The organism is Desulfoconvexum algidum, from assembly GCF_055382125.1.
Genome location: NZ_AP042394.1, coordinates 5,675,342 through 5,699,701, shown reverse-complemented (window position 1 = coordinate 5,699,701; position 24,360 = coordinate 5,675,342). Strand labels below are relative to the sequence as shown.

At 47.2% G+C, this 24,360-nt stretch carries 17 protein-coding genes; 16 read left to right on the top strand and 1 reads right to left on the bottom strand.

All coding sequences use genetic code 11. The features are described from left to right. Window positions 1-9 precede the first annotated feature (9 nt). From ACZ45G_RS25705 to ACZ45G_RS25640, 14 genes are all read left to right on the top strand, one after another. Window positions 10-1,593 (top strand): ABC transporter substrate-binding protein, encoded by a 1,584-nt coding sequence (locus tag ACZ45G_RS25705; protein WP_464173434.1) that lies wholly within the window; start codon window positions 10-12, stop codon window positions 1,591-1,593. Between the two features lie 105 nt (window positions 1,594-1,698). After that, complete coding sequence (locus tag ACZ45G_RS25700; protein ID WP_464173433.1) at window positions 1,699-2,628, top strand: ABC transporter permease; 930 nt, start codon at window positions 1,699-1,701, stop codon at window positions 2,626-2,628. A gap of 13 nt (window positions 2,629-2,641) precedes the next feature. Beyond that, window positions 2,642-3,478, top strand: coding sequence for an ABC transporter permease (locus ACZ45G_RS25695; RefSeq protein ID WP_464173432.1), 837 nt, complete (start codon window positions 2,642-2,644; stop codon window positions 3,476-3,478). Between the two features lie 19 nt (window positions 3,479-3,497). Then, window positions 3,498-4,499 carry an ABC transporter ATP-binding protein gene (locus tag ACZ45G_RS25690; protein ID WP_464173431.1) on the top strand — a complete coding sequence of 334 codons (1,002 nt, stop codon included), beginning with the start codon at window positions 3,498-3,500 and terminating at the stop codon, window positions 4,497-4,499. Between the two features lie 3 nt (window positions 4,500-4,502). Next, window positions 4,503-5,486 carry an ABC transporter ATP-binding protein gene (locus tag ACZ45G_RS25685; RefSeq protein ID WP_464173430.1) on the top strand — a complete coding sequence of 328 codons (984 nt, stop codon included), beginning with the start codon at window positions 4,503-4,505 and terminating at the stop codon, window positions 5,484-5,486. A 1-nt stretch (window position 5,487) separates the two neighbouring features. Continuing rightward, window positions 5,488-7,080, top strand: coding sequence for an amidohydrolase (locus tag ACZ45G_RS25680; RefSeq protein WP_464173429.1), 1,593 nt, complete (start codon window positions 5,488-5,490; stop codon window positions 7,078-7,080). Window positions 7,081-7,192: 112 nt separating this feature from the next. Then, a complete protein-coding gene (locus ACZ45G_RS25675) occupies window positions 7,193-8,104 on the top strand; it encodes an AAA family ATPase (RefSeq protein ID WP_464173428.1) in 912 nt (303 codons plus the stop codon). A 59-nt stretch (window positions 8,105-8,163) separates the two neighbouring features. Further along, window positions 8,164-9,567 (top strand): VWA domain-containing protein, encoded by a 1,404-nt coding sequence (locus tag ACZ45G_RS25670; protein ID WP_464173427.1) that lies wholly within the window; start codon window positions 8,164-8,166, stop codon window positions 9,565-9,567. 31 nt (window positions 9,568-9,598) lie between these two features. Further along, the gene (locus ACZ45G_RS25665; protein ID WP_464173426.1) at window positions 9,599-10,747 is read left to right on the top strand and encodes an acyl-CoA dehydrogenase family protein; all 1,149 of its coding nucleotides are present in this window, start codon (window positions 9,599-9,601) and stop codon (window positions 10,745-10,747) included. Window positions 10,748-10,862: 115 nt separating this feature from the next. Then, on the top strand, window positions 10,863-11,480 hold the full coding sequence (locus ACZ45G_RS25660) for a TetR/AcrR family transcriptional regulator (protein ID WP_464173425.1): 618 nt from the start codon (window positions 10,863-10,865) through the stop codon (window positions 11,478-11,480). Window positions 11,481-11,508: 28 nt separating this feature from the next. Then, entirely contained in the window at window positions 11,509-13,509 is a 2,001-nt protein-coding gene (locus ACZ45G_RS25655; protein WP_464173424.1) for an oxidoreductase, read from the top strand. 102 nt (window positions 13,510-13,611) lie between these two features. After that, complete coding sequence (locus tag ACZ45G_RS25650; protein WP_464173423.1) at window positions 13,612-15,006, top strand: efflux transporter outer membrane subunit; 1,395 nt, start codon at window positions 13,612-13,614, stop codon at window positions 15,004-15,006. 47 nt (window positions 15,007-15,053) lie between these two features. After that, window positions 15,054-16,238, top strand: coding sequence for an efflux RND transporter periplasmic adaptor subunit (locus ACZ45G_RS25645; protein WP_464173422.1), 1,185 nt, complete (start codon window positions 15,054-15,056; stop codon window positions 16,236-16,238). Continuing rightward, on the top strand, window positions 16,235-19,393 hold the full coding sequence (locus ACZ45G_RS25640) for an efflux RND transporter permease subunit (protein WP_464173421.1): 3,159 nt from the start codon (window positions 16,235-16,237) through the stop codon (window positions 19,391-19,393). The genes ACZ45G_RS25645 and ACZ45G_RS25640 overlap by 4 nt, the downstream gene beginning before the upstream one ends. A 636-nt stretch (window positions 19,394-20,029) precedes the next feature. Here the strand turns inward: ACZ45G_RS25640 and ACZ45G_RS25635 are convergent. Then, entirely contained in the window at window positions 20,030-20,872 is an 843-nt protein-coding gene (locus ACZ45G_RS25635) for a hypothetical protein (protein WP_464173420.1), read from the bottom strand. A gap of 770 nt (window positions 20,873-21,642) precedes the next feature. Here ACZ45G_RS25635 and ggt point away from each other — a divergent pair. Both ggt and ACZ45G_RS25625 read left to right on the top strand, forming a co-directional pair. Further along, window positions 21,643-23,658 (top strand): gamma-glutamyltransferase, encoded by a 2,016-nt coding sequence (gene ggt / locus ACZ45G_RS25630; protein ID WP_464173419.1) that lies wholly within the window; start codon window positions 21,643-21,645, stop codon window positions 23,656-23,658. Window positions 23,659-23,752: 94 nt separating this feature from the next. Further along, on the top strand, window positions 23,753-23,887 hold the full coding sequence (locus ACZ45G_RS25625; RefSeq protein WP_464180019.1) for a PEP-CTERM sorting domain-containing protein: 135 nt from the start codon (window positions 23,753-23,755) through the stop codon (window positions 23,885-23,887). Window positions 23,888-24,360 lie beyond the last annotated feature (473 nt).

Below are 24,360 nucleotides of genomic sequence, written 5' to 3'. Positions count from 1 at the left end.
GAGAAAAAAATGAAAAAAATTTGTTTGTATCTTTTAACCGTTGTTTTAATTGCCGGAGCGGGCAGCATGGATGCATTTGCTGCCAAATCTGGTGGAACGTTCAAGTTCTGCCTTCCCTATGGAGGACAGGTTTTTGGTCTTGATCCCCACAAATCAACCAGAACCCAGGACCGTATTGTTGAACTTAATATTAACCAAAGCCTTTACGAGTGGGATGCCGCTACGAACAAGCCGGTGCTGGCCCTGGCCGATAAAGTTGTCATTTCCGGGGACAACAAGGTATATACCTATTTTCTCAAGAAAAATATTAAATTTCACAATGGCAGAAATCTCATTGTAGATGATATCATCTGGTCCTACGAAAGGATCATGAACAAGGAATTTGCCTCGCCTGCGGCCGTGGATATTAGAATCATCAAAGGTGCAAAAGAATTGGAACAGGGAGAGGTCAAGACCATCGCAGGTCTTAAAAAAATTGATGACTACACCCTTGAGATCACCCTGGTCAATCCAGTGGATCCTTCCTACAATCTCTATCAGATTCAAACAGCCATTCTTCCCCAGGAAGAGGTTGCTAAAAAAGGGGATGCCTTTACCATAAGTCCTGTGGGATGCGGCCCTTTCATGTTTGAAAAATGGGTAAAGGGAAGTCAGGTTGTTTTGAAAAAATTTCCCGACTATTATGAAAAAGGGTTGCCTTTTCTTGACAAGGTTGATTTCAGGATCATGAGCGAAGGGGCAGCAAGGGACATCGCATTTAAGGCCAAAGAGCTTGATGCAACCATTGTGGGTGCAAACCAGTACCTGCCCTATAAAAGGGACCCGAAGCTTTCCAAAAATATGATCGAGGTGGCTGAGATGTACACCCGGTTGATGGTTTTTAACTTGGATCATAAGCCGTTTAACGACAAACGGGTCCGTCAGGCAATCAATTATGCCATTAAATCAGACCTGATCATTGAAAAGTTCCTCAAGGGAAAAGCCTTTCCCGCTGTCAGTTTTCTGCCAACCACCTCCCCTGCCTTTGATGTCGACCAAAAGGGATATGAATACAACCTTGAAAAAGCAAAAGAACTCATGAAAGCTGCGGGTTTGGAAAAAGGGTTTTCCTTTGAGGTTCTCTGTACCACCAGTAAATCTTACGGCGTAGGGGTTGTTGAAACCATGATCCCCTTCTTGAAAAAAATAAATATAGAAGTAAAACCCCAGCTAGTGGAAGGTGCTGTCCTTGCTGAGCGGGCACGTGCCGGAGATTTCCAGGCGGCAACCTGGTCCCTGGAATCAGGACCGGACCCATTGCAGGCCCTCATGCGGTTCCATGCGGATAATCCGAGAAGTGCAAGCAACTATGCGGGCTACAAAAGTGCGGAGTTTAGCGGTCTTCTGGACCAGGCAGCCAAGGAACGCAATTATGATGCAAAAATTTCCCTTATTAAAAAAGCCGATGCGGTGTTTAAAGAAGATGCGCCCGTATGGTTCTTTAATTATAACAAGGCCATCATAGCGTACCACCCCTGGGTTCACGGGGTTCAGTCCGTGGCCCCTGAAATGATGTATCAGGATCTTTCAAAGATCTGGCTTGATGCGAAATAAGCCTTTTTTCTGATTCATTCAGGGTATCAAAAAAGGCCCTGCCGGGTTTTGTAAACCCATTGGCAGGGCCTTCATTTAACTTAAACGCTGAACAAGGATTGACTTATGTTCGCCTATACTGTGCGGCGGCTATTGCAATTTATTCCCACCATTATTGGCATCTCGCTTATCATGTTTTGCCTGCTCAACGTTCTTCCGGGCAATGCAGCCCTCATGGCCGGTGGAAAACGGGAGCTTGCCCCGGAATTAATTGAACAGATGAAAAAAGAATGGGGGCTGGATAAACCCCTGTATGTCAGATATGCAAGCTATATGAACGGCCTTGCCCATGGCGACCTGGGAAAATCATTTCTCAGACGGGAAAAGGTTACGAGCTTGCTGGCAGGCAGAATCTGGCCCACCCTGAGGCTTGCTGCCACTGCAATGGCAATCGCCCTGGTCCTAGGCATCCCCCTGGGCTTTTTTTCGGCCCTCAAGCAGGGGACATGGTGGGATAGCGCATCAATGATCCTGGCGGTTTCCGGGGTTGCCATGCCCCAGTTCTGGCTGGGGCTTTTGTTCATGCTGTTTTTTTCTGCAAAAATGAATTGGTTTCCAACCTCTGGTTATGGAGATGGGGATTTTATGCATCTTGTGCTTCCGGCGGTCACCCTGGGGCTTGGATCCATGGCGCTTTTGGCCCGTACTACCCGGGCCGCTGTCCTGGAGGTTTTAGAAGAAGACTTTATTCGCACGGCAAAATCCAAGGGATTGAATAGTTTTTTAATCAATCGCAGGCATGTATTCCAGAACACACTTGTTTTGATTCTAACCACGGCAGGACTTCAGTTTGGCGGTCTCATCGGCCAAACCGTCATTGTTGAAAAACTTTTTTCCTGGCCCGGTTTGGGTTCCCTGTTGGTTGATTCCATCTTCCTAAGGGACATCCCCGTGATCCAGGGGGGGATCTTGATGATAATTTTGGCTTTTCTCATCGTGAATCTGGTTGTGGACCTTTTGTACTGTGTCATAGATCCGAGAATTAAATATCAATAAAGGGAGAGGTTGGGTGAAAGACACCATCGATAAAATTTTAAGAAGAAAAAACCTTGTGGTGGGCATTGTCATAACGCTTGCCGTGGTTTTCATGGCAGTTTTTGCACCTCTTATCTCGCCCTATCACCCGGTAGATGACGCGGATCTTATGGTATCGGATCAACCGCCGAGCAGGCAATTTTTGTTTGGAACCGATGAGCAGGGAAGAGATATCCTGTCAAGGGTTATTTATGGCGCAAGGGTTTCTTTGGCCGTCGGACTTTTGAGCCAGGCCATGAACAGTGTCATCGGTGTGATACTCGGGCTTGTGGCCGGCTTCATGGGCAAATGGTGGGATGATATTATCATGGGGGTGACCAATATAATGCTTTCCATACCTTCGCTGGTATTCGCCCTGGCCATCATGGCATTGCTGGGCCCTGGACTGATTAATGTGTTTCTCGCACTGGGATTTACCAATTGGGCCTATACCTGCAGAATAACCCGTTCCCAGGTACTTTCAGCCCGGGAGCTTAATTTTGTGAAGGCAGCCAAGGCATTGGGATATGGTAAAAGAAGAATCATGCTCACCCAGATCCTGCCCAATATTGTGGGGCCGATTCTCGTGATGGGCACCCTTGGTGTTGCCGGGGCCATCCTGATTGAAGCAGGCCTTTCGTTCCTGGGTCTTGGCACACAACCGCCCACCCCCAGTTGGGGAGGTATGCTGGCCACAGCAAGGGAACAGCTTTTTACATCCCCCTGGATTTCGATCTTCCCCGGGCTTGCCATTTTTATAACGGTTTTGGGACTTAACCTTTTGGGGGACGGATGGCGGGATTATCTGGATCCCAGGATTTCAAGGCAATAAAAGGTAAGGCAGGTTTAATATGGATCATGATGATGCACTTTTGAATGTACGAGACTTAAAAACATATTTTCATACCTTGGATGGCACTGCAAAGGCTGTGGATGACGTCTCATTTTATCTGGATAAGGGCGAAACCCTGGCCATAGTGGGAGAATCCGGCTGTGGAAAAAGTATCACCGCGCTTTCCATTATGGGGCTTGTGCCCCAACCCGCCGGGAAAATTGTAAATGGGCAAATTTACCTGAACAACGACAATTTACTTGAGTATCCTGAACGTAAAATGCAGGATATCCGTGGTGATAAAATTGCCATGATTTTTCAGGAACCCATGACCTCTTTAAATCCGCTTATGACCGTTGGCAGCCAGATATCGGAAATGATACAGCGTCACCGAGGCGTTAGTAAAAAAGAAAGTTGGGAACGATCTGTTTCAATGCTTGAGAAAGTTCAGATCCCTTCTCCGGGAAAAAGAGCCCGGGATTATCCCCACCTGCTTTCAGGGGGGATGAGACAGCGCGTCATGATCGCCATGGCACTTTCCTGCAACCCCCAGGTTCTCATCGCAGATGAGCCCACAACCGCCCTTGATGTAACGATTCAGGCCCAGATTCTGGACCTGATGCTCAGGCTCAAACAAGATTATAACACATCAATTATCATGATTACCCATGATCTTGGGGTTGTGGCTGAAGTTGCCCAGAGAATTATTGTCATGTATGCCGGGAAAATCATTGAGGAAGGCAATGTGTTCTCCATATTTGAAGATCCCAGACATCCTTATACAAAGGCGCTTTTAAAATCTATCCCAAAATTTGGCAACCGAACGGAACATGGGCGTGAACCCCTCCAGGAAATTACCGGGATTGTTCCAAATCTATACACGCTTGCCTCGGGGTGCTCTTTTCATCCGCGATGCAAGGAGGCCATGGATATCTGCAAACTCAAAGAAATCCAATTAACAGATGTCGGGGATGGGCATCGCGTTCGCTGCCTTCTATGCGATCAAAAAGGGGAGAAATAATTTTTGGAACCGATTCTTGAAGTAAAGGACCTGAACGTCCACTTTCCCATAAAAAAAGGTATTTTTTCACAAACCCGGGGGTATGTTTATGCGGTTGATGGCGTCTCCTTTACCCTTAATAAAGGTGAAACCTTGGGTATTGTTGGAGAAAGCGGCTGTGGCAAAACAACGACAGGAATGGCAGTTCTGCAACTTCTGGATATAACTTCCGGCAAAATTGTTTTTAATGGAAAAGATATCTCTGACATCTCAAAGATGTCATTTGATGAGGTCATTGAATTCAGAAAAAAAATGCAGATAATTTTTCAGGATCCCTTTTCTTCATTGAATCCCAGGATGACCGTCGAGCATATCATCGGTGATCCCATGAGAATCCATAAAATGTTTGGGGAAAAGGAAATTAAAGAAAGAGTTGCCTACTTGATGAAAAAGGTAGGCCTAAGACCGGGGCAGGCAGATCGTTATCCCCATGAATTTTCTGGCGGCCAGCGTCAGCGCATTGGAATTGCTCGGGCCCTTTCCATGGGACCTGAAATAATTATCGCAGACGAACCGGTTTCAGCACTTGATGTGTCAATCCAGGCCCAGATAATCAACCTGCTGGTGGAACTCCAGGACGAATTTAATCTTTCGTTTATTTTTATTGCCCATGATCTGGCAGTTGTTGAACATATCTGTGACCGAATTGCTGTCATGTACCTTGGAAAAATTGTTGAAATGGCATCCTATGAGGAATTGTTTTTAAATCCGAAACATCCCTATACCCAGGCCCTTTTTTCGGCAATACCCATACCGGATCCCAGGATAAAAAAAAACAGAACCCTTTTGGTGGGCGATGTCCCAAGTCCCCGGAACCCGCCCCCAGGATGTTCGTTTCACCCACGGTGTCCCGACTGTTTTAATCGTTGTAATGTTGATGACCCTGTTTTAAGGGATATGGGCAATGACCATTTTGTTGCCTGCAATTTATATGAGGGGGAAAACTAATATGAATGAATTTATCATTTTATCTGCAAATATATTTACAGGTGATCCTGCAAACCCGATGGCCCAGGCTGTCCATATCAAAGGGAACCAAATTGCTGCCCTGGGCACCAACATAATGGTGAAAGATTCAGCGCCCGGTAATGTAAAAGTAATTAACCTGCCCGGATGCCTGATCACCCCTGGATTGATCGAAGGACACTGCCATTTTACCAGCACGGGTTTTTCACTTCAAAATCTCAATTTCCGGGATATTACCTCAATTTCTGAATGCCGGCAAATGGTAAGGGAAGCTGTTTTGACGGCAAAGCCAGGAGACTGGATCATCGGCCGGGGCTGGAATGATAACTTGTGGGAAGAAAACCGTGAACCTGTCAAACAGGATCTGGATGATATTGCCCCTGACAACCCTGTTTATTTGACCCGGGTATGTGGTCATAGTGTATGGGTGAATTCAACCGCCCTTGAAATCGCCGGTATAACCGCCCTGACAAAAGATTCCTTCGGGGGTAAAATTGATAAGGACCCCTTAACCTGTGAGCCTACGGGAATTATAAGGGAAACCCTGGAACTTATATCCGTTCATATCCCCCCAAAAACAAACGAGCAGTTAAAGCAGGCCGCATTAACCGCACAAAAAGAGATGCTGCGCTTTGGAATTACCAGTATCCATTCCCTGGAAGATCTGGCCAGCTTTAAGGCGGTCAGGGAGCTTGATCGGGATAACCGCCTGAAACTTCGGGTATATCATTCGCTTCATGTGGAAGATATCAAAGCGGCTGAACAAGAAGAATTTGACATCAACCAGAACACAGACCATTTGTGGCTTGGGCATGTTAAGCTTTATGCCGACGGGTCCCTTGGTGCAAACACGGCCCTTCTCCATGAACCCTATGATGATCAGCCCGAAAATTTTGGCCTTGCCTTTCTGGATCAAAAAAACCTAACGGCAGGCGTAGAATTTGCCTATGAGCGGGGATATGGCGTAATGATACATGCCATTGGTGATAAAGCTGTTACAAATTCTCTTGAATCCATCGGTAATGCCAGAAAAAAATACCCCTGCCAGCCACGGGACCGCATTGAACATGTCCAGCTTTTTCGTCCCAAAGATCTGCAATTGTTTAAGGATCACGCTATTACAGCATCGGTCCAGCCTGTTTTCCTTGCCACTGACAGATTTACAGCCGAAAAAAAATGGGGAATGGAACGATGTCGGAATAGTTATGCCTGGCGGACTTTATTGGACAATCAGATACCCCTGCAATTTGGTTCTGATTCTCCTGTTGAACCCGTAAATCCTGTTTTGGGAATTTTTACTGCTGTTGAAAGAAAGGATCATAAAGACACCACCCAGACAACCTGGTTTGCCGAGCAATCTTTAACACTTGAAGAGGCGATAATCGGCTTTACAAGGCAGGCTGCGTTTACATCCGGAAAGGAAAATGAATTAGGGATAATCGCACCGGGAAAACTTGCGGATTTAACCATTTTTAATAAAGATCTTTTTTGTACTCCAAGGGCTCAATGGCCGGAAATTGAAGTGGAAATGACAATCATAAACGGCGAAATAGTATATAAGAAGTCAGCCATATGATGGTTGATGGGGTTTGTCATAGAATTGTTGATTCGGTTTCTGGCTTGCCCTTTGTCACTATTGCTGGTATTTGTTTTCTTTTTGATTTTATGTAAAAGACAAAGGAAGAAAAATGTCGTTTAAGAGCGTCCAAGATGTTCAGAACAGGATGGAACAGACCGGGTATATCCCGTCACAGGAAATTTGCACCATTGTTTTTCTGGCCCAGGAAACCCAAAAGCCGATTTTGATAGAAGGACCGGCTGGTGTGGGCAAGACAGAGCTTGCAAAGAGCATTGCCGCCTGCCTGGGACAAGAGATGATCCGGCTGCAGTGCTATGAAGGTCTGGATGAATCAAAGGCCTTGTACGAATGGGCCTATGCCAAGCAATTGCTTTATACCCAGATGCTCAAGGAAAAAATTAATGATGTCATTTCCACCACAGCCAGCCTGGCCGAGGCCGTGGATGAGATCGCAGAACACGAAGACGCCTTTTTTTCCGACCGCTTTCTCCAGACCCGGCCGCTGTTGGCTGCTATTTCTTCAATAGATCCCGTGGTTTTGCTCATTGACGAAATTGACAAATCTGATCCGGAGTTTGAAGCCTTTTTGCTGGAACTGCTCAGTGATTTCCAGGTCACCATACCCGAACTTGGCACCATTGTTGCCAAAAGTCAGCCCTTTGTGGTCTTGACCTCCAATAATTACAGGGACATGAGTGATGCCCTGAAACGGCGCTGCATACACCTTTACATTGACTACCCTGCCATTGAAACCGAGAAAGAGATTCTGCGGATGAAAATCCCCGGTATTCAGGAACGATTGCTGGGAAAAATTGTTGCCACCGTGGCCAAAATCCGGGAACTGGATTTGAAGAAAAAACCCTGTATTTCGGAAACCCTGGACTGGGCAAGATCTTTGATGATTCTTCAACAAGATGATATCACCGAAGATGCCATCTTTAAAACCCTGAACACCCTGTGCAAGCACCGTGCGGATTATGGGGTGGTCCGAGAGAATATTGCACACCTTGTAAAGGGCTGATCCTTTTGTCTATGGTCAATGTGATTTTAAAATTTGTATCCTGCTGTCGGGCTGCGGATATGAGGATTTCCACGGCAGAGGTCCTGGATTGTCTCCGTCAATTGGAGATTGTGGATCCCTGTGACGAACGTCAGTTCAACACGGTGCTGGGGGCTAATTTTGCCAAAAGCCGCCGGGAACAAGGGGAGTTTGATCGGCTTTACCATCTTTTTTTCCATGGGATGCAGTCAGGTGTCCCATTGGACGGCGAATTGCCCGAAGATGCCCTTACCCAAAAGCCAGAGGTACCAGATGTCATATCAGATAAAATGGCAGAGCTGATTCGCCAGGTGAGGGATCAGGAGGGGGCAGAACACCCAGATAAAATAAAGGGAAATGAACTGGACCAGGCGTTGATGGACTTTCTGGCAGGCAATCCCCTGGCCTTTATCCAGGAGGTCCAGAAAATACAAAATCAGGATGAGCAGACAAGCCAATTCTTTAAATCAAACCTGGGCCAGCTTTCCAGCCGCCTTGAAATAATGCTGCGGATCAATCGCATGAAAACAAAGATGGTGCAGTTTCTGGGGAGTCACGATGCCTTTATTGACTGGGCGGAATCCGATGTTACGGGCCTGAAAAAAAGGGTGAATAGCCAATTGACCAAGGCCCTTGATTTTTTGAACACAGAGCCCCGGCTGGACAATGCCGGGCTAAAGGAAACAGGGGCCCGGGAGCTGCATTATAAAAGTCTTGGCGAGATTCCCTTTTCCAACCTGACCCCCAAGGAAACCCAGGCAGTCAAAGAGGTTATTAATCGATTGGTCAGAAAGCTGGAAGAGATCACTTCCCGACGGTTTTCGGGTGCCAACCGGGGCATGGTGGACGTGAAAAAAACCATCCAGAGATCCGTAAAATACTTGGGGGTGCCTCTTGAAATCGTGCACAAGTCCCGGCCCCCCCGCAAGGGGAAAATTGTGACCCTTTGTGATGTCTCAGGCTCTGTCTGGTCTACCGCCAGGTTCATGCTCAATATCTTATATTCCCTCCAGACCTGCTTTAGTCGGGTGAAAAGCTATGTGTTCATTGAACGTCCAGTGGATGTGACCTCTTTTTTCATGTCCAATGAACCCAATGAGGCCATACAAAAAATTTTAAATGATCCCCGGATTAATTACAATGCCAGGACCGATTACGGCATGGCGTTTCAGCAGTTTAGGGATGATCATCTCAGGGAACTGGATAAAAAGACCACCCTTATTATTATCGGGGATGCGCGTTCCAATTATCTCAATTCCCGGGAGCCCTTGCTGGAAAAGATGCGGGATCGCTGCCGTCGCCTGATTTGGCTCAATCCTGAACAAAAAAAATTCTGGGGAACCGGGGACAGTGAAATGATGCGGTACCAGGACCATTGCAACGAGGCCAGGGCCTGCGGTAACTTAAATCAGCTCATCGATTTTATTGAAGCCCTTGTCCTTTAAGGGGTATCCGGGAAACCAAAGGGGAGAAAACATGACGATTCCAATCGAGACGGTGAAATCCATTGAAGCCCTTTTCTCCGATTTTGCCCGGGCTCATATTTTGGCCCTACCCGGCCTGGGCGAGCAGACCTTGTTTCCAAAGGATCTCTGGGAAGAAATGGGCCAGGCAAACCTGCTCAATCCCGCCCTGTTTACGGACCCGGCTCTGGAAGATCGTTCCTGCCTGGCAATAACCCGGGCCGGCAGCGCATTGGTATCTGGCGGGGGCAACCTTGGCATGGCCCTGTCCTGGATGGTCCACCATCTGGTGGCCCGTTATCTGCTGTTTCAAGAGGGGAACAATGAGCGTCAAGAAGTGCTTGAGCAATTGGGCAAAACCATGGCCCCGGGGGATGCCACGGTCTGTTTTGCCGTGTCTGAACCAAAGGCCGGGGCCCATCCCAAATATATGGCAGCCACGGCCCAAAAAACAAACACCGGTTATATCCTCAATGGAGAAAAAACCTATCTTACCAACGCTCCCATTGCCCAGGCCTTTATTGTCATTGCCGTGACCGGGGTTGAACGAGAAAAGAAACAATTTTCCGCCTTTCTTGTCCCCAAAAAAACCAAAGGGCTTAGGGTTCTGCCTCCCATGGCAATCCCGTTTTTTAACCCTTCCCCTCATGGCAGTATTTATCTCAAAGAGTGTCAAGTGCCGGACAATGCCCTTATGGGAAGGCTGGGCCATGCCCACAAGGATATGGTGCTTGCCTTCCGAAAGGTTGAAGATGCCGCCATGACCGGTCCTGTTACCGGTGCCATGGCCTTTCTCCTGGATGCACTGGCCCGGGAAATGGCCAATGGCAAAAATCCAGGTGAACAAGATATTGAACAGCTCGGGGGGCTGGCAGCCTTGCTGGAGACAGCAGATCTTTTGTCCTGGAATGCCGCCATGGCTGTGGATGATTCGGCTGCTTGTTCCGAGCCGGTAGCAATCCTCCTGCAGTTTAAACGTCTGGTTGGCCAATATGTGGCTGAGCTGGACGCTTTGGTGGAAAAAACAAATTTGATCTTGCCCGCTCCCTGTGGAATTTTGATCCATGATCTTAAATCCTCGGCTCAAATGGGCAAGAATAATTCCCGGATACAACAAACGAAACTTGGCCGTGTTCTCCTTAAAAAAAGCGGTAAACATTAATTTATATAGTTCTACATTATTTTTATTGACAAAATAAAAGCCGAACCCTATAAAATCACATGATTCCAGGATGAATTTGGATAAATGAACGCTATTTTTAAAAAAAAGGTGGGGTATGGCATTAAGCAAAATAGAGATCAGAAAAAAAAATATTATTGATACCGCCACAAGGGTATTTTCCCAAAGAGGCTTCCAGGAAGCCACCATCACGGAAATTGCAAAGGAGGCCAAGGTTTCAGAGGCCTCTATCTATGAATATTTTTCAACCAAGGAAGGGCTTCTATTCTCCATTCCTGCGGAATCCAGCCAGACTCTTTTCGATCTCATGGCCTTTCATCTGAAATTGATCCGGGGAGCTGCTAACAAACTGAGGGCCATTGTCTTCCTGTTCATGGATTCCTACCAGAATAGTCCTGATTTTGCAGCGGTTCTCATGCTGTTTTTAAAACACAATAAGAAGTTTCTGGATACAAAGGGCCATCATGCCATCAAAGAAGGCATTAAGCAGATTACCCAGGTCATTGAAGAGGGGATTGCAGCCAATGAATTTAGAAATGATCTGAATCCCTATCTGGTAAGATCCATGATCCTGGGGACCATTGAACACCTGGTCACCAATTGGGTCATGACCGGAACTCCCGAAACCCTTACCGATTTTGTGGATCCCTTGATTGACAATATTATTCTGGGGATTGAAGCGTCCCCTTGTCACCAAAGGACCAACACGCCCTAAAGGACCAACATGCCCAAAAGGAGTAGATATGTATCCCCATCTGTTCAGTCCCATTACCATAAATTCTCTGGAAATTAGAAATCGGATTGCCTATCCCTCTCTGGGACTGCTGTATTCCTATGACACCAAACTTAATGATCGATATTACCATTTTTATGACGAGATTGCCCAGGGAGGTGCCGGGATTGTCACGGTTGGCCCTGTTGGGGTGGATTTTATCGGATCAGGGTTTGTCCCGTTGTCCCTTGCCCAGGACGAGGCCGTTGAGTCGTTTGCCAAGGCCACACAAATGATACGGGCAAGGGGTGCCAGTCCCTGGATTCAACTTTTCCATGGCGGTGCCTATACCCATCCCTTTCTCATCAACAACGACATCCCCATGGCGCCGTCGGCTGTATTTTCAAAGTATTCCAAGACAACCCCCCGGGAAATGACCACTGAGGACATCCGTGGAGTGCAGCAGGCCTTTGCAGATGCTGCCGGAAGAGCCATGGACGCCGGGTTTGAAGGGGTAGAAATCATCGGGTCTGCGGGGTATTTGATCACCCAGTTTTTATCTCCTTTGAAAAATTTGAGGCAGGATGAATATGGGGGCAGCTTTGAAAACAGGGTGCGGTTCCCAAGACAGATCATTGAGATGATCCGGGAGCGCGTGGGGCCAACCTATCCCATTGGTGTGAGAATGGCGGGCAATGATTTTGTGCCGGGTTCCACCAGTGATGACCTCACTCCTGAGATCGCCAAGGTCTATGAACGGGCCGGGGCCGATGTGCTCAACGTCACGGGGGGATGGCATGAATCCAGAGTTCCCCAATTGCCCATGGAACTGCCGCGGTCCGGGTTTTCTTTTTTGGCCATGAATATCCGGCAAGCGGTTTCCATTCCAGTCATGGCCTCCAATCGGATTACCACACCTGCCCAGGCAGAACGAATTCTTGTGGATGGTCAGGCAGACATGGTGAATCTGGGCCGGGTGCTCATCGCAGATCCCTTCTGGCCTGCCAAGGCGAAAGCGGACAGGGCCGAAGAGATCAGGCCTTGTGTGGCGTGCTCCCAGGGGTGCACCGATGAATTGTTCAATGGCAGGCCGGTCTCCTGCATTGGAAATGCAAGGGCCGGGTTTGAAGGAGAACGGATTATTAAAAAAACGGCCAGTCCCAAACAGGTGATGGTGGTGGGCGCAGGGGTTGCAGGTCTTGAAGCGGCCATAACCGCCAAACAGGCAGGACACCGGGTGGAAATATATGAAAAGACCGGGGAGATCGGGGGCCAGATATGGATTGCGGCGGCTCCCCCCCATAAACAGGAGTTATTGGAATTTATCCGGTATTACCGGGTCATGGTGGAAAAACATGAGATCCCCATCCATTTGAATACCTGTGTGGATCTCCCATTGATTAAAAAGATTAACCCGGACCATTTGATCATTGCCCAGGGGGCTGCTCCCCTTATTCCGCCCATTGACGGAACGAATGATAAAAGTGTGCGTACGTCCTGGGAGGTGTTAAAGGACAATCTCTGCCTGGGCAAACGGGTGGCGGTTATCGGCGGCGGAGCCGTGGGCCTTGAAACCGCCCATTTTGTTGCCAAAAAAGGAACACTTTCACCTGAAATGCTCCACTTTCTGATCACTTACGAAGCTCTGGAAATGGACAGGATAAAGCACTATATGTTTAACGGCGCTTCCAGGGTGACGGTATTTGAAATGCTGGAAAAGGCGGGTCAGGATGTGGGTAAATCCACTCGCTGGATTCTCATGAACAACCTTACACGATATGGGGTGAAAATTTTGACCCAGTCAAAGGTGGTCTCCATTAAAGAGGGCGTGGTCAGCTATGAAAGGGAAGGGGCGCTCTGTGAGGAAAAATTTGACACCGTGATCCTGGCTTCAGGCTCAAGGCCGGTCCAAACTCTGGAAGAAAATATCAGGAATCTTGACATCTCTTTTTGCGTTATTGGAGATTGTGTTCGGCCTGGGAAAATCAATGATGCCATCCACGGCGGATTTTTGGCGGCGATTTCATTGTAAAAACGAAGGTTTTCCGGGGAAAAACCCAGTTTATCTCTTGATCAGTATTGCTATATTTTTACTTCTGAATTAATTTAGGGTTTTAACCATATGGAAAAATGAATGATAAAATCTTTTTTTTTGATGTTGCTGATGAGCATGGTGCTTTCTACCGGTTGTAAAACCCTTGAACCGTCTGGGGATCAGCCCCTTCCCCTGAAGATTCCCGGCAGTTTTTCCGCGCAGACAGATGGCTTTGAGCCCGTTAAGAGCTGGTGGCTTTCCTTTGACAGTGATGAACTCAATACACTCATCGAGGATGCACTGGATAATAATTTTGATTTAAAAACTTTTAAAACAAAGATTGCCCAGGCAAAAGCCAGTGTGTCAAAGGAAAATGCAGCCCTGTTTCCGGATTTGTGGTTTTCCTTGGGCGGACAGCAAAACCGAACACAGACCAAAAAGAGCACCGGAAGTTCCACACATGTGGATAGCCATTCATGGGATGGATCATTGAGCGGGTCTTATACTGCGGATGTCTGGGGGGAAGCCAATGCACAAATAGAGTCTGGCATGTCAATCCTTAGGGCGGCTGAGCTGGATTTAAGGGCATCCACCCTTGATTTGACGGCACAGGTTGCTGAAACCTGGATTGATATTATTGCTGCCCGGAATAAAAAGAGTATTTTAGACAATCAGATCAAGAACAACCAAACGCTTTTGAAATTGCAGAAATTAAGGTTTACCCATGGAAAGGCGAATGCCCTGGATGTCTCCCAGCAGCGCGAAGTACTGGCAGCGGCAAGTTCCCAGGTGCCTTTGCTTGAAAAGCAGGAACAACTTTTATTGAACAGCCTGGCCTTTTTGTCTGGTAAAACCATGGCGGAGCAGATCCAGATGAACACGAAAATATTGCCGGATCCTGTGCCGCTCCCAGGGGTTGGGATTCCATCGGATCTTTTGGAAAACAGGCCGGATATTCAGGCGGCCAAGATGCGGCTGTCCTCAGCCCAGTGGGAGATCACAGCTGCCCGGGCAGATCTTTTGCCATCCTTCAGCCTGACAGCCCAGGCATTATTTTCAAGTGGAACCCTTGACCTTTTGTTTCATAACTGGATCGCAACCCTTGCCGGAAGCATTGCCGGGCCGATTTTTGACGGCGGATTTCGAAAAGCGGAGGTGGAACGGGTCAAGGCGGTTGCCCAAGAACAGGTAAACCTCTATGCCCGGACAGTGGCCAAGGCGATTCAGGAGGTTGAAGACAGCCTGGTCAGCATTGAAAAACAAAAGGATTATATCAGGCTGCTTGAAGAGGAGCTGAATGTGGCAAGACTGACCATGAAGGATGCCATGGTACAGTATCAAAACGGTCAAAGCACCTATCTGTCCTATCTGGTTGCCTGGACCAGTATCCAAAGACTGGAAAGGCAGTTGGTGGGTGAACGGGCCAGCTATATCAAAGAGCGGATCGGTCTTTATCGCGCCCTTGGATGGATGCCTGTTCCTGGAATGAAATAAATAGTGATTAAACCGGCTTGAATAGATGAAGATGTGGAGTAGATAAGATGAGCGTTGTTAAAAATAGGGGTTCTGCAACCCGATTGCTGATAAAAGTTGTCTTGCCTGTTTGCCTGATTCTGGCAGGTGCAGCCGGATGGAGTTATTTTAAGTCCAAAGAACCCAAGATGAAACGAAAGCCGCCAACCCAACAGGCGGTTGTGGTGGAAACCATTTCCATGGAGCCGGGAAATTATCAGAGTTCGGTACACGCAATGGGTACGGTGATACCGGACACACAAATTTTCTTGAAATCCAAGGTGGCAGGAGAAGTGGTTTCCATATCCCCAAAGTTTGTCCTGGGGGGATTGATGAAAAAGGGAGAGAGGTTGTTAACCCTTGATCCCTCAGATTATAAGATAGAAGTCCTGAAAGCCCGGAGCGCTCTTGCCAAGGCGTTGTCAGATCTGGCCATTGAACAAGGCAGCCAGCTGATTGCAAAAGAAGAACTCAAATTGATCGAGCAGGCTGATCTAGGCGAGATTACGGCAACGGATCTTGCCCTTAGAAAACCCCAACTTGTCCAGGCAAAGGCAGCCATAGACAGCGCCAGAGCTGATCTTGAACGAGCCAATTTGAACCTGTCCCGGACAAAGGTCATGGTTCCCTTCAATGCGCTTATCCTTGAAAAACAGGTTGATTTTGGGTCTCTTGTGACAACCCAGGGGACAATCGCCACCCTGGTGGGGGTAGACACTTACAGGGTTGAAGCACTGGTCCCGCCGGACCGTCTGTCAGCACTTACGGTGGATGAAACAGCCGGTAGCCCTGCGTTTATCCATTCTCAATATTCAGAAGAACCCTGGCAGGGACGGGTGGTTCGGACCACCGGGAAAATGACCAGCAAAAGCCGGATGGCTGGCGTGATTATCTCCGTGGCCGATCCCCTGGGATTAAAGCGACAGGGAAATAACCCGCAATTGCTGCTGGATGATTATGTGGATGTTCGGATTTTAGGAGAAATGCTTGAAAATGTCTTTTCCATTCCCCGGGCCATCCTAAGGGATGGGAACACGGTCTGGGTTTATAATTCAGGCGTTCTTGAGATTAGAGCGGTCGGTTTTGCCTGGAAGGAAGACGGGCGGGTGTTTGTCAGAGCCGGTATCAGTCCGGGGGATAGGGTAATCACATCTGATCTGTCGGCTCCGGTAAAGGGGATGGCCCTGCAGTTGGCGTCTGGAGACCGTCCATGACCCAGGATATGGATCAATTTACGGGTCAGCCTAAAGCCCAGGGACCCATTGCCTGGATGGCAGGCAATACGGTTGCGGCCAATCTGATGATGGCCGTGCTGCTCATTGGCGGGATTTTCATGGGGTTTAATATCAAGCAGGAGGTATTCCCGGAGTTCAGCCTTGACAGTGTGAGTATTTCGGTTGCCTATCCCGGGGCAAGTCCGGAAGAGGTGGAAAATGGCATTCTTCTGGCCATTGAAGAGGCGATTCAGGGCGTGGAGGGGATTGATGAAATTACAGCCACTGCCAGTGAAGGATCTGCCTTCATCATGGCGGAAGCCCTTGAAGGAACAGATATCAACCGGTTGTGGCAGGAGATTAAAAGCGAAGTTGACCGTATCCAGACTTTTCCGGATGAAGCTGAAGAGCCCCAGGTCTCCATTAACGCAAGGAAAAGGGAAGTTTTGAGACTTGCCCTGTATGGGGATGCAGCTGAAACAACCCTGCGGGCGGTTGCAGACCAGATTCGGGATAAGCTGCTCAAGGATGAAGGGATTACCCAGGTGGAACTTGACGGCGTCAGGGACCGGGAGATCCATGTCGAAATATCCAAACAGACCCTGAGGCGCTATGGCATTACCCTCCAGGATGTGGCATCGACCATCACCCGAGCATCGGTTGAACTTGGTGGCGGCAGCATTAAAACAAAGGGCGGTGATATCCTCCTGCGCGTCAGGGATCGCAGGGATTATGCCAGACAATATGCTCAGCTGCCCGTCATTACACAGGAAGACGGCTCAAGGGTACTTCTCGAAGATATTGCAAGTGTTGCAGAAGGATTTGAAGATACCGATAGCTGGGCATCTTTTAACGGAAAAAGGGCCGTCATCATAGAAGTTTACCGGGTGGGGGATCAGACACCGACCCAGGTAGCGGCTTCGGGAAAATCTGTTGTCAGCCGTATCAACGAATCCCTGCCCGACGGGGTCAGGTTGACGGTGTTAAGGGATATGTCCAAGATATTTGGACAGAGAGCGGATCTTTTGCTTCGAAATGCATATCTTGGTCTTGGGCTGGTCTTTTTTTTCCTGGCACTCTTTCTTGAAATCCGGCTGGCATTCTGGGTCAGTATCGGTATTCCCATCTCTTTTCTGGGATCATTCCTTTTTCTGGCACCCACGAGTTTTTCCATTAATATGATCAGCATGTTTGCCTTTATCGTCACCCTGGGGATTGTTGTGGATGATGCCGTGGTGGTGGGGGAAAATATTTATTTTTGCCGGCGCCAGGGTCTTCCCATGCTGGAAGCTGCGGTCAAGGGCACCAAAAGCATTGCCATGCCCGTGGTTTTTTCCGTGATTACCAACATGGTGGCATTTGTGCCGCTCATGTTTATTCCCGGGTTTATGGGAAAAGTATTTAAAACCATTCCCTTTGTGGTGATTGCGGTGTTCGGCGTTTCCCTGATTGAGAGCCTGTTTATTTTACCGGCCCATTTGAGTCACGGGAATCGGCGCCCCTTGTTTTTTCCTTTAAACTATCTTGAACGCTGGCAGGAAAAGTTCAGTTTGTTTTTTGAAAAAATCGTTAAACGCTATTATGGCGGATTTTTGTTCTGGCTTCTGAAATATCGGTATACGGTCATTGCCTTTGGCATCGCCCTGCTCATGGCCACTGCCGGTTTTGTCTCCTCGGGCCGGATGGGGATGGTCATGTTTCCCAAGGTGGAGTCTGATTATGCCTTCTGTGAAGCATTTTTACCCTATGGGACACCCGCTGTAACCTTGAAAAAGATTGAACATCGTCTGGTGGAAAACGCCCGTCAGGTGATTGAAAAAAATGGAAAACAAGACCTTTCCACGGGTATTTTTTCCCAGGTTCGCGATAACCAGGTCCGGGTCAGACTTTATCTTACAGACCCGGATGTCCGTCCGTTAAGTACCTCTGAAGTGACCCATCTCTGGCGGGAAAAAGTTGGCGTCATCCCGGGAATTGAAACCATTACCTTTGAGTCCAACCGGGGCGGCCCAGGATCGGGTAAAAACCTGACGGTGAGCCTGAGCCACAGGGATATTGCCATGCTGGAAAGGGCAGGGGAGGATTTGGCCCAAAGCCTTTCAGGTTACCCCATTGTCCATGATATCGATGACGGATCTGCCAAGGGGAAAAAACAATTTGACATCACCTTGAGTTCTGCCGGAAAGCGGATGGGGTTGACCTCCAGGGAAGTGGCCAACCAGGTCCGTCATGCATTCCAGGGCGTATCTGCCGTAAAAAACCAGAGGGGGAGAAGCGAGGTCACGGTCAGGGTCCGGCTGCCGGAACAAGAAAGGATGTCGGAATCCACCTTTGAAGACCTGGTGCTGCTGGGACCCAATGGAGAAATTTTGCTTCGGGACGCCATGGAAACGATCGTCGGCAGGGCCTATACCTCCATAAAGAGGACAAATGGAAGACGTGAAATTTCTGTTACCGCCAATGTCCGACCGCCCCCCCAGGCGGAAAATATCGTAAAGGATATGAAACTGACCATCCTGCCGGATCTGTTGGGTAAATATCCCGGCCTGTCCTATGATTTCAAGGGGCGCCAGGCAGATATAAAGGAAAGTGTCACTGCTCTTTTAAAGGGGCTTGGAATGGCCATGCTCATCATTTTTGCTCTTCTGGCCATCCCATTCAAAAGCTATCTGCAGCCGCTTATTATCATGTTTTGCATTCCCTTTGGAATGATCGGTGCCATTGTGGGCCATGTGATCATGGGCTACTCCCTGTCTGTCATGAGTCTGTTCGGTCTGGTGGCCATGTCCGGGGTTGTGGTGAACGATTCATTGGTCTTAATTGATTTTGCCAACCGCCGTTATCGTCAGGGAGTTCCTGTTTTATATGCAGTTCATTCGGCCGGGATCCAGCGGTTTAGACCTATTTTGCTGACCACATTAACGACCTGCGGCGGGCTTGCCCCGATTATCATGGAAACCTCCCGTCAGGCGAGATTTTTGATTCCCATGGCCATTTCCCTGGGATTCGGCATTTTATTTGCCACCTTTATCACGCTGATTATGGTGCCCTGTCTTTATATGATACTTGAAGACTTAAAGGGCTTGTTCATTTCAAAAGAAGATCAAGAAGATGAAAAGGAGTCCCCGGTATTGATGGCAAATCAGGAAAAATAAGATGATGAAAAGGCCCTGTTGATTTATTCTTTGCTGTTGAAGCATGGGGCCGGTCTTCATCAGGAAGGCTTGATCCTCGGTGATTAAGGTTTAAAATAATGCCGGCTATTGGCAGGTTATGCATACCAATCGCTATTATCCATGAAAAGATACCCCAGTAAACAATCAAGGAACAAGAAGGGCAAGTTCGTGATTTGGGGCATCGTATCTTTGGGAAGAAAAGAGAAAAGACCCAAAACCCAAGCGCCCTCGAGGTCAGCAACCTGGCAGTCGTGGGCAGGGACTTACCGAGCGTTCCAATTTTCCAGTGAAAGAAGAAGCGATCTTCTCTGAAGCTCCAATATGCATGTATGCGGGAAACATTACATTCCCGATGAGGATAAAGTGAATCTCCAATTAAAACGTAATGGAGTCTTGATCAATTTGATTATGCCATTTTCCCAGATGAATCTCACATGAAAGACTGAAAATCTTGTTTATACAAGGATGTGGTATTCTGGAAATATTTAAAAAAAGTGAAACTGGTCGATGACGCGCCCATCTCCTTAAACTATCAGTCAGTGAAGACCTCACCCCACAGGATACCCAGGTGTGATGGCAGACAAACCAGACGAATAAAATTAGAAATTAAGTTTTTCAGAATCGAAAGGTCACATATATCTGGGGGCCAAAATACTCATAATCCAATGCCCCCTTCCAATCATCATCTTCCACATCAGCATCTAAATCAAAATAGTTCACTGCTGCTCCGATACCTATATTCTTAAATAGCCAGTACTCGGTCTTTACCCCTAAATTCAATAAACTGCCGGAAAAATCCAATGAACTGCTGGATCCTTTCAAGTAAAAAGCTTGTGCCATGGCACCGGCAGTCCAACGTTCGGTAAACCGATATTCATAGGCAAATCCAATGGCGGGCAGGGGCAAATTAGCATCAACGGAAGCATCTGCTTCCGCTGGCTCTGCCCCTGCATGGTCGTAGCCAGCTATTTTGAACTCCGCTTTGTACCAGTGAAGCCCTAAAATAACGGTCAACTCATGTTTTTCATTGTTAATAAAAGAATAACCATAGGCAATCGGTATGATTTTAAGATTAAACTCGGACGATATGCCAGCGCCCACGGGGAAAACCTCATCCCCAACTTCGATTTCTTTGTTTAATTGGGCCGATGAATCCCTGTCGAACACGAAATAACTGGCATACAGGCGATGATGCTTTGTAAACCGCCAATATCCGCCAAAAAGGTAGGTGATGGTCGAATCATCGTAATCGAGATCATCTTCAAGATTGATATCTGTTCCTTGCCCAAATGTTTTACTGTCTATCCGTAGGGTGGTATCAAAGGCTGCTAAAAAAGCCCCTGCATCAAACCTAAACTTTTCTTCACCGGGCTTAATCCAATCTCCGGCCAGACCAGTCCCTGTAAAGGACAACCACATTCCAAGAGCTACCAATAAAAATAATTTTACCTGTTTCATAAAGCCCCCATGAGTTATTCAAATATCACATTTTTCCAATAATTTGAACTGATTCTCTTAGCAATAATTCTCAAGCAGGTCAACGGCTTAACACGCACCGGATATTCCCTTTACGGTTAGAGTTTTGATTCAACTTTATAAACTTTAAGCTTTGTCATAAGCTATCCTTTGGCATTCTACTCTATATAAATCACATTTTGGCAGATTCTTGGAAAATAATTTCCGGGGCCTGGACAAAAATCCGGTTACTCTCCAATTAAATTTAACGGAGCCTTGATTCATATGGTCATGGGGTTTCCCATATATGAATCTCACATCAAAGGCAGAAAGTTTTGTCTATACTATATGTGGTATTGTGGGAAAATCTTAAAAAAGAGAGTCCTTCACGTTATAGTCATAGCCGTCCAGATCCTGGAACCCAACCCATGACACAGTTTTTTGAAAAACTCCTCCATTTATTTACAAAGTGAAGTAAGGGTTCGATCTAAATTATTTTAATTATATGTTATAAATTCAGATACTAATACACTTTTTCAACATTGACTAAGATAGGCTTCAATGATTTGATTGTTGTACTTGACTTAATACCAATTCTATCCTATTCATATTAAATAGCACTTATTTCGCAGTACTTGACTTTGCCTTATTCTCAATTCATTTACCAAAATCTGCTCCTCCCCACTGTACGTTTGCGTGTTTGTGCTCCATTGTTCCAACCACATAGCAACTTTGTTGCACCGACATCCCTTAACCCGAAAGGAGGACAATTCATGAGTATCAGATCTTTAGTAATTGCATTTGTAGCAATCTGCTTAGCCGTAACAATTGGCTGGGCACAGGACGATTCGGACTTACCTACCGCGGTCACCACTAAGCGAGAGATGGTAGTGACCGCGAACCCGCTGGCAACCGAAGCCGGTGAGAAAATTCTTAAGATTGGAGGAACAGCCACTGATGCTATGATAGCCGTACAAACAGTTCTTGGGTTGGTTGAACCACAGTCCAGTGGGCTTGGTGGTGGCTCCTTTGTTGTGTACTATGATGCCAAAACCGGCAAAACAACCACCATTGATGCCAGGGAAAAAGCACCCTCAGCGGCTGAAAAAGATCGATTTAGTGACTTCGGTTGGACTGAAGCTTGGCAAACTGGGTTGTCTGTAGGGGTGCCCGGTACGCCGAGAATGATGGAATACATGCATGACCGATATGGAAAGTTGCCTTGGTCAAGACTCTTCGTACCCGCAAAGACGCTGGCACAGAAGGGATTTGAATTAACGGAGCGTACTAGTTCACAGGTAGCTGGCCTGCTGGCGCATAATTCTTCCTGTGAAGATGGAGAAAGGTTTTTTTTCAGAGATCCCACAACGTTCGAATATTTTGTCGATACCGATGAATGTACAGCTAAACCAGCCGGGACATTGATGAAAAACAAAGCATATGCTGACACACTTAAAGCACTTGCCCAAAAAGGTGCAGACGCTTTCTACTACGGGCCAATTGCCAAGGATATCGCCGATGCAGTTCAGGGTGACTTGAGTTTTCCCGGAGACATGACAGTCGACGACTTGGCAAATTATGAGGTAGTCGAACGTAAACCCGTTTGTGTCGAATATCTGGGGTATAATGTTTGCGGCATGGGCCCTCCATCTTCTGGTGGGCTGGCAGTTGGGCAGATACTTGGAATAATGAAATACCGTCCTGAACTCATGGGATCTTCACCGCTTGATGTAAACACTGTACACTTGTTCACACAAGCCGGTCGACTCGCTTTTGCGGATCGAAATAAATATGTCGCTGATACTGATTTTATCACCGTCCCGGTGGAAGGTATGTTAGATGAGGACTATCTCGAATCCCGTGCAGCACTTATTACCAAAAAGGACATGGGTACTGCCGATGCCGGAGTTCCCCCGGGGAATTTCGATCCCTACGCCCCAGATCCCAGCGCCAAACTGAGTGGAACAACTCACGTGTCTATAATAGACAGATACGGAAACGCCCTTTCCATGACTTCGTCGGTCGAAAGTTCTTTTGGCAACGGTGTTATGATACGAGGATTTATGCTCAATAACGAGCTTACGGACTTTTCGTTTGAATCCGAAGATGACGCCGGGGTTCCTATTGCCAACCGTGTCCAACCAAATAAAAGACCCCGCAGTTCAATGTCGCCGACCATCGTTCTTGATGGTGACGGAGACATAGCATTGTTGACGGGTTCACCAGGTGGTTCCCGTATCATCATGTACACCGCACAGTCGATCATGAATGTACTGAACTTCGGCCTTGATCCTCAGGAAGCGATCAATATGCCCCATTACATGAACCGCAACTCGAATACGGAGCTCGAGACACCGACCCCGGGGATTACCCTCGATTACGATGCCGATGCCCTGGCCCTAGAGTTGCGAGATGAATTCGGGCACAGCGGTGTGAGTATCGGGACCAAGACCAGCGGACTATCGAACATTCAAGTTGTCGATAATACTGAAATTCCTATGTGTTTCGCTGATTTTGACAGTGATAATGACGTTGATGGATTTGATCTTAATCTATTTTTACAAAATTTTGGTGATCAAAATTGCAATTGCACAGCTGATTTGGATAATGATGGTGATGCGGATGAAGTAGATTTGTTTTTGTTCAGTGAAGAATTTGGAAGGATATGTGAGGATCAATCCGATTGTGAAAAGCCCGGAAAATGTCACGGGAAAAGGCCTAAACATAATAAGGCAATGCTTGTCGGCGGCGCAGACCAGCGACGCGATGGTGCGGTGGGTGGCCAGTAGAATAGTTGCTCTACCGGGATCTGGCTGGCCCCTATTTTCACTTGGCGGATGACAAAATTTTGGCGGGCATGGCGTAGATGCTCTTGTTGATGATATCTTTATTTATGATCGGTTTCTCACAGCAGAAGAACTTGAGCGTGTCTTTGCTCCTGTACCCGAACCTGCCACAATGATGTTCTTTGGCATTGGCCTTTTAGGACTTGCAGGAGTAGCCAGAAGAAAACAATAGTAAGAACATTTGAATCAACATTAAAGGCAAGGTCAGTAATGGCTCTGCCTTTTTTCTTTATAACCTTCCACGTTGTTCTCAATTCAGATTAATCTATATAAGCCAGAAATAGTACTATAAAACATTCTTCCGCATTGTTTTTTATAAAGTACCAATATATAGAGTTGAAAATTTGAATTTGGTAAAATATTATCAGAGTTTATGGACGTCCAAGGCTGGATATTAAACTTGATTTTTAAGAGGGGGAAATCCTGTGGACTATCTGTAACTGTTCGCTTTTTTTATGATTTTTAGACCACCCAATATGGTATCCTCAAATCCTTTGACCCGAAGGTACAACAGCTCACTTATTTGGAGAATAACAGTCCTGTCTGGATATCTGCGACAGGGATATTTCTAAATAACTTAAAGCCTTTTGAAAATGGATCAATCAACAGTCGTCTCACCTTGCCTATATCGACTTATGCATTATC

Coding starts and splice junctions, on each gene's coding strand:
- ACZ45G_RS25705 (WP_464173434.1), top strand. CDS start 10: ATGAAAAAAATTTGTTTGTATCTTTTAACCGTTGTTTTAATTGCCGGA.
- ACZ45G_RS25650 (WP_464173423.1), top strand. CDS start 13,612: ATGATAAAATCTTTTTTTTTGATGTTGCTGATGAGCATGGTGCTTTCT.
- ggt (WP_464173419.1), top strand. CDS start 21,643: ATGAGTATCAGATCTTTAGTAATTGCATTTGTAGCAATCTGCTTAGCC.
- ACZ45G_RS25660 (WP_464173425.1), top strand. CDS start 10,863: ATGGCATTAAGCAAAATAGAGATCAGAAAAAAAAATATTATTGATACC.
- ACZ45G_RS25690 (WP_464173431.1), top strand. CDS start 3,498: ATGGATCATGATGATGCACTTTTGAATGTACGAGACTTAAAAACATAT.
- ACZ45G_RS25675 (WP_464173428.1), top strand. CDS start 7,193: ATGTCGTTTAAGAGCGTCCAAGATGTTCAGAACAGGATGGAACAGACC.
- ACZ45G_RS25645 (WP_464173422.1), top strand. CDS start 15,054: ATGAGCGTTGTTAAAAATAGGGGTTCTGCAACCCGATTGCTGATAAAA.
- ACZ45G_RS25640 (WP_464173421.1), top strand. CDS start 16,235: ATGACCCAGGATATGGATCAATTTACGGGTCAGCCTAAAGCCCAGGGA.
- ACZ45G_RS25700 (WP_464173433.1), top strand. CDS start 1,699: ATGTTCGCCTATACTGTGCGGCGGCTATTGCAATTTATTCCCACCATT.
- ACZ45G_RS25665 (WP_464173426.1), top strand. CDS start 9,599: ATGACGATTCCAATCGAGACGGTGAAATCCATTGAAGCCCTTTTCTCC.
- ACZ45G_RS25670 (WP_464173427.1), top strand. CDS start 8,164: ATGAGGATTTCCACGGCAGAGGTCCTGGATTGTCTCCGTCAATTGGAG.
- ACZ45G_RS25680 (WP_464173429.1), top strand. CDS start 5,488: ATGAATGAATTTATCATTTTATCTGCAAATATATTTACAGGTGATCCT.
- ACZ45G_RS25635 (WP_464173420.1), bottom strand. CDS start 20,872: ATGAAACAGGTAAAATTATTTTTATTGGTAGCTCTTGGAATGTGGTTG.
- ACZ45G_RS25655 (WP_464173424.1), top strand. CDS start 11,509: ATGTATCCCCATCTGTTCAGTCCCATTACCATAAATTCTCTGGAAATT.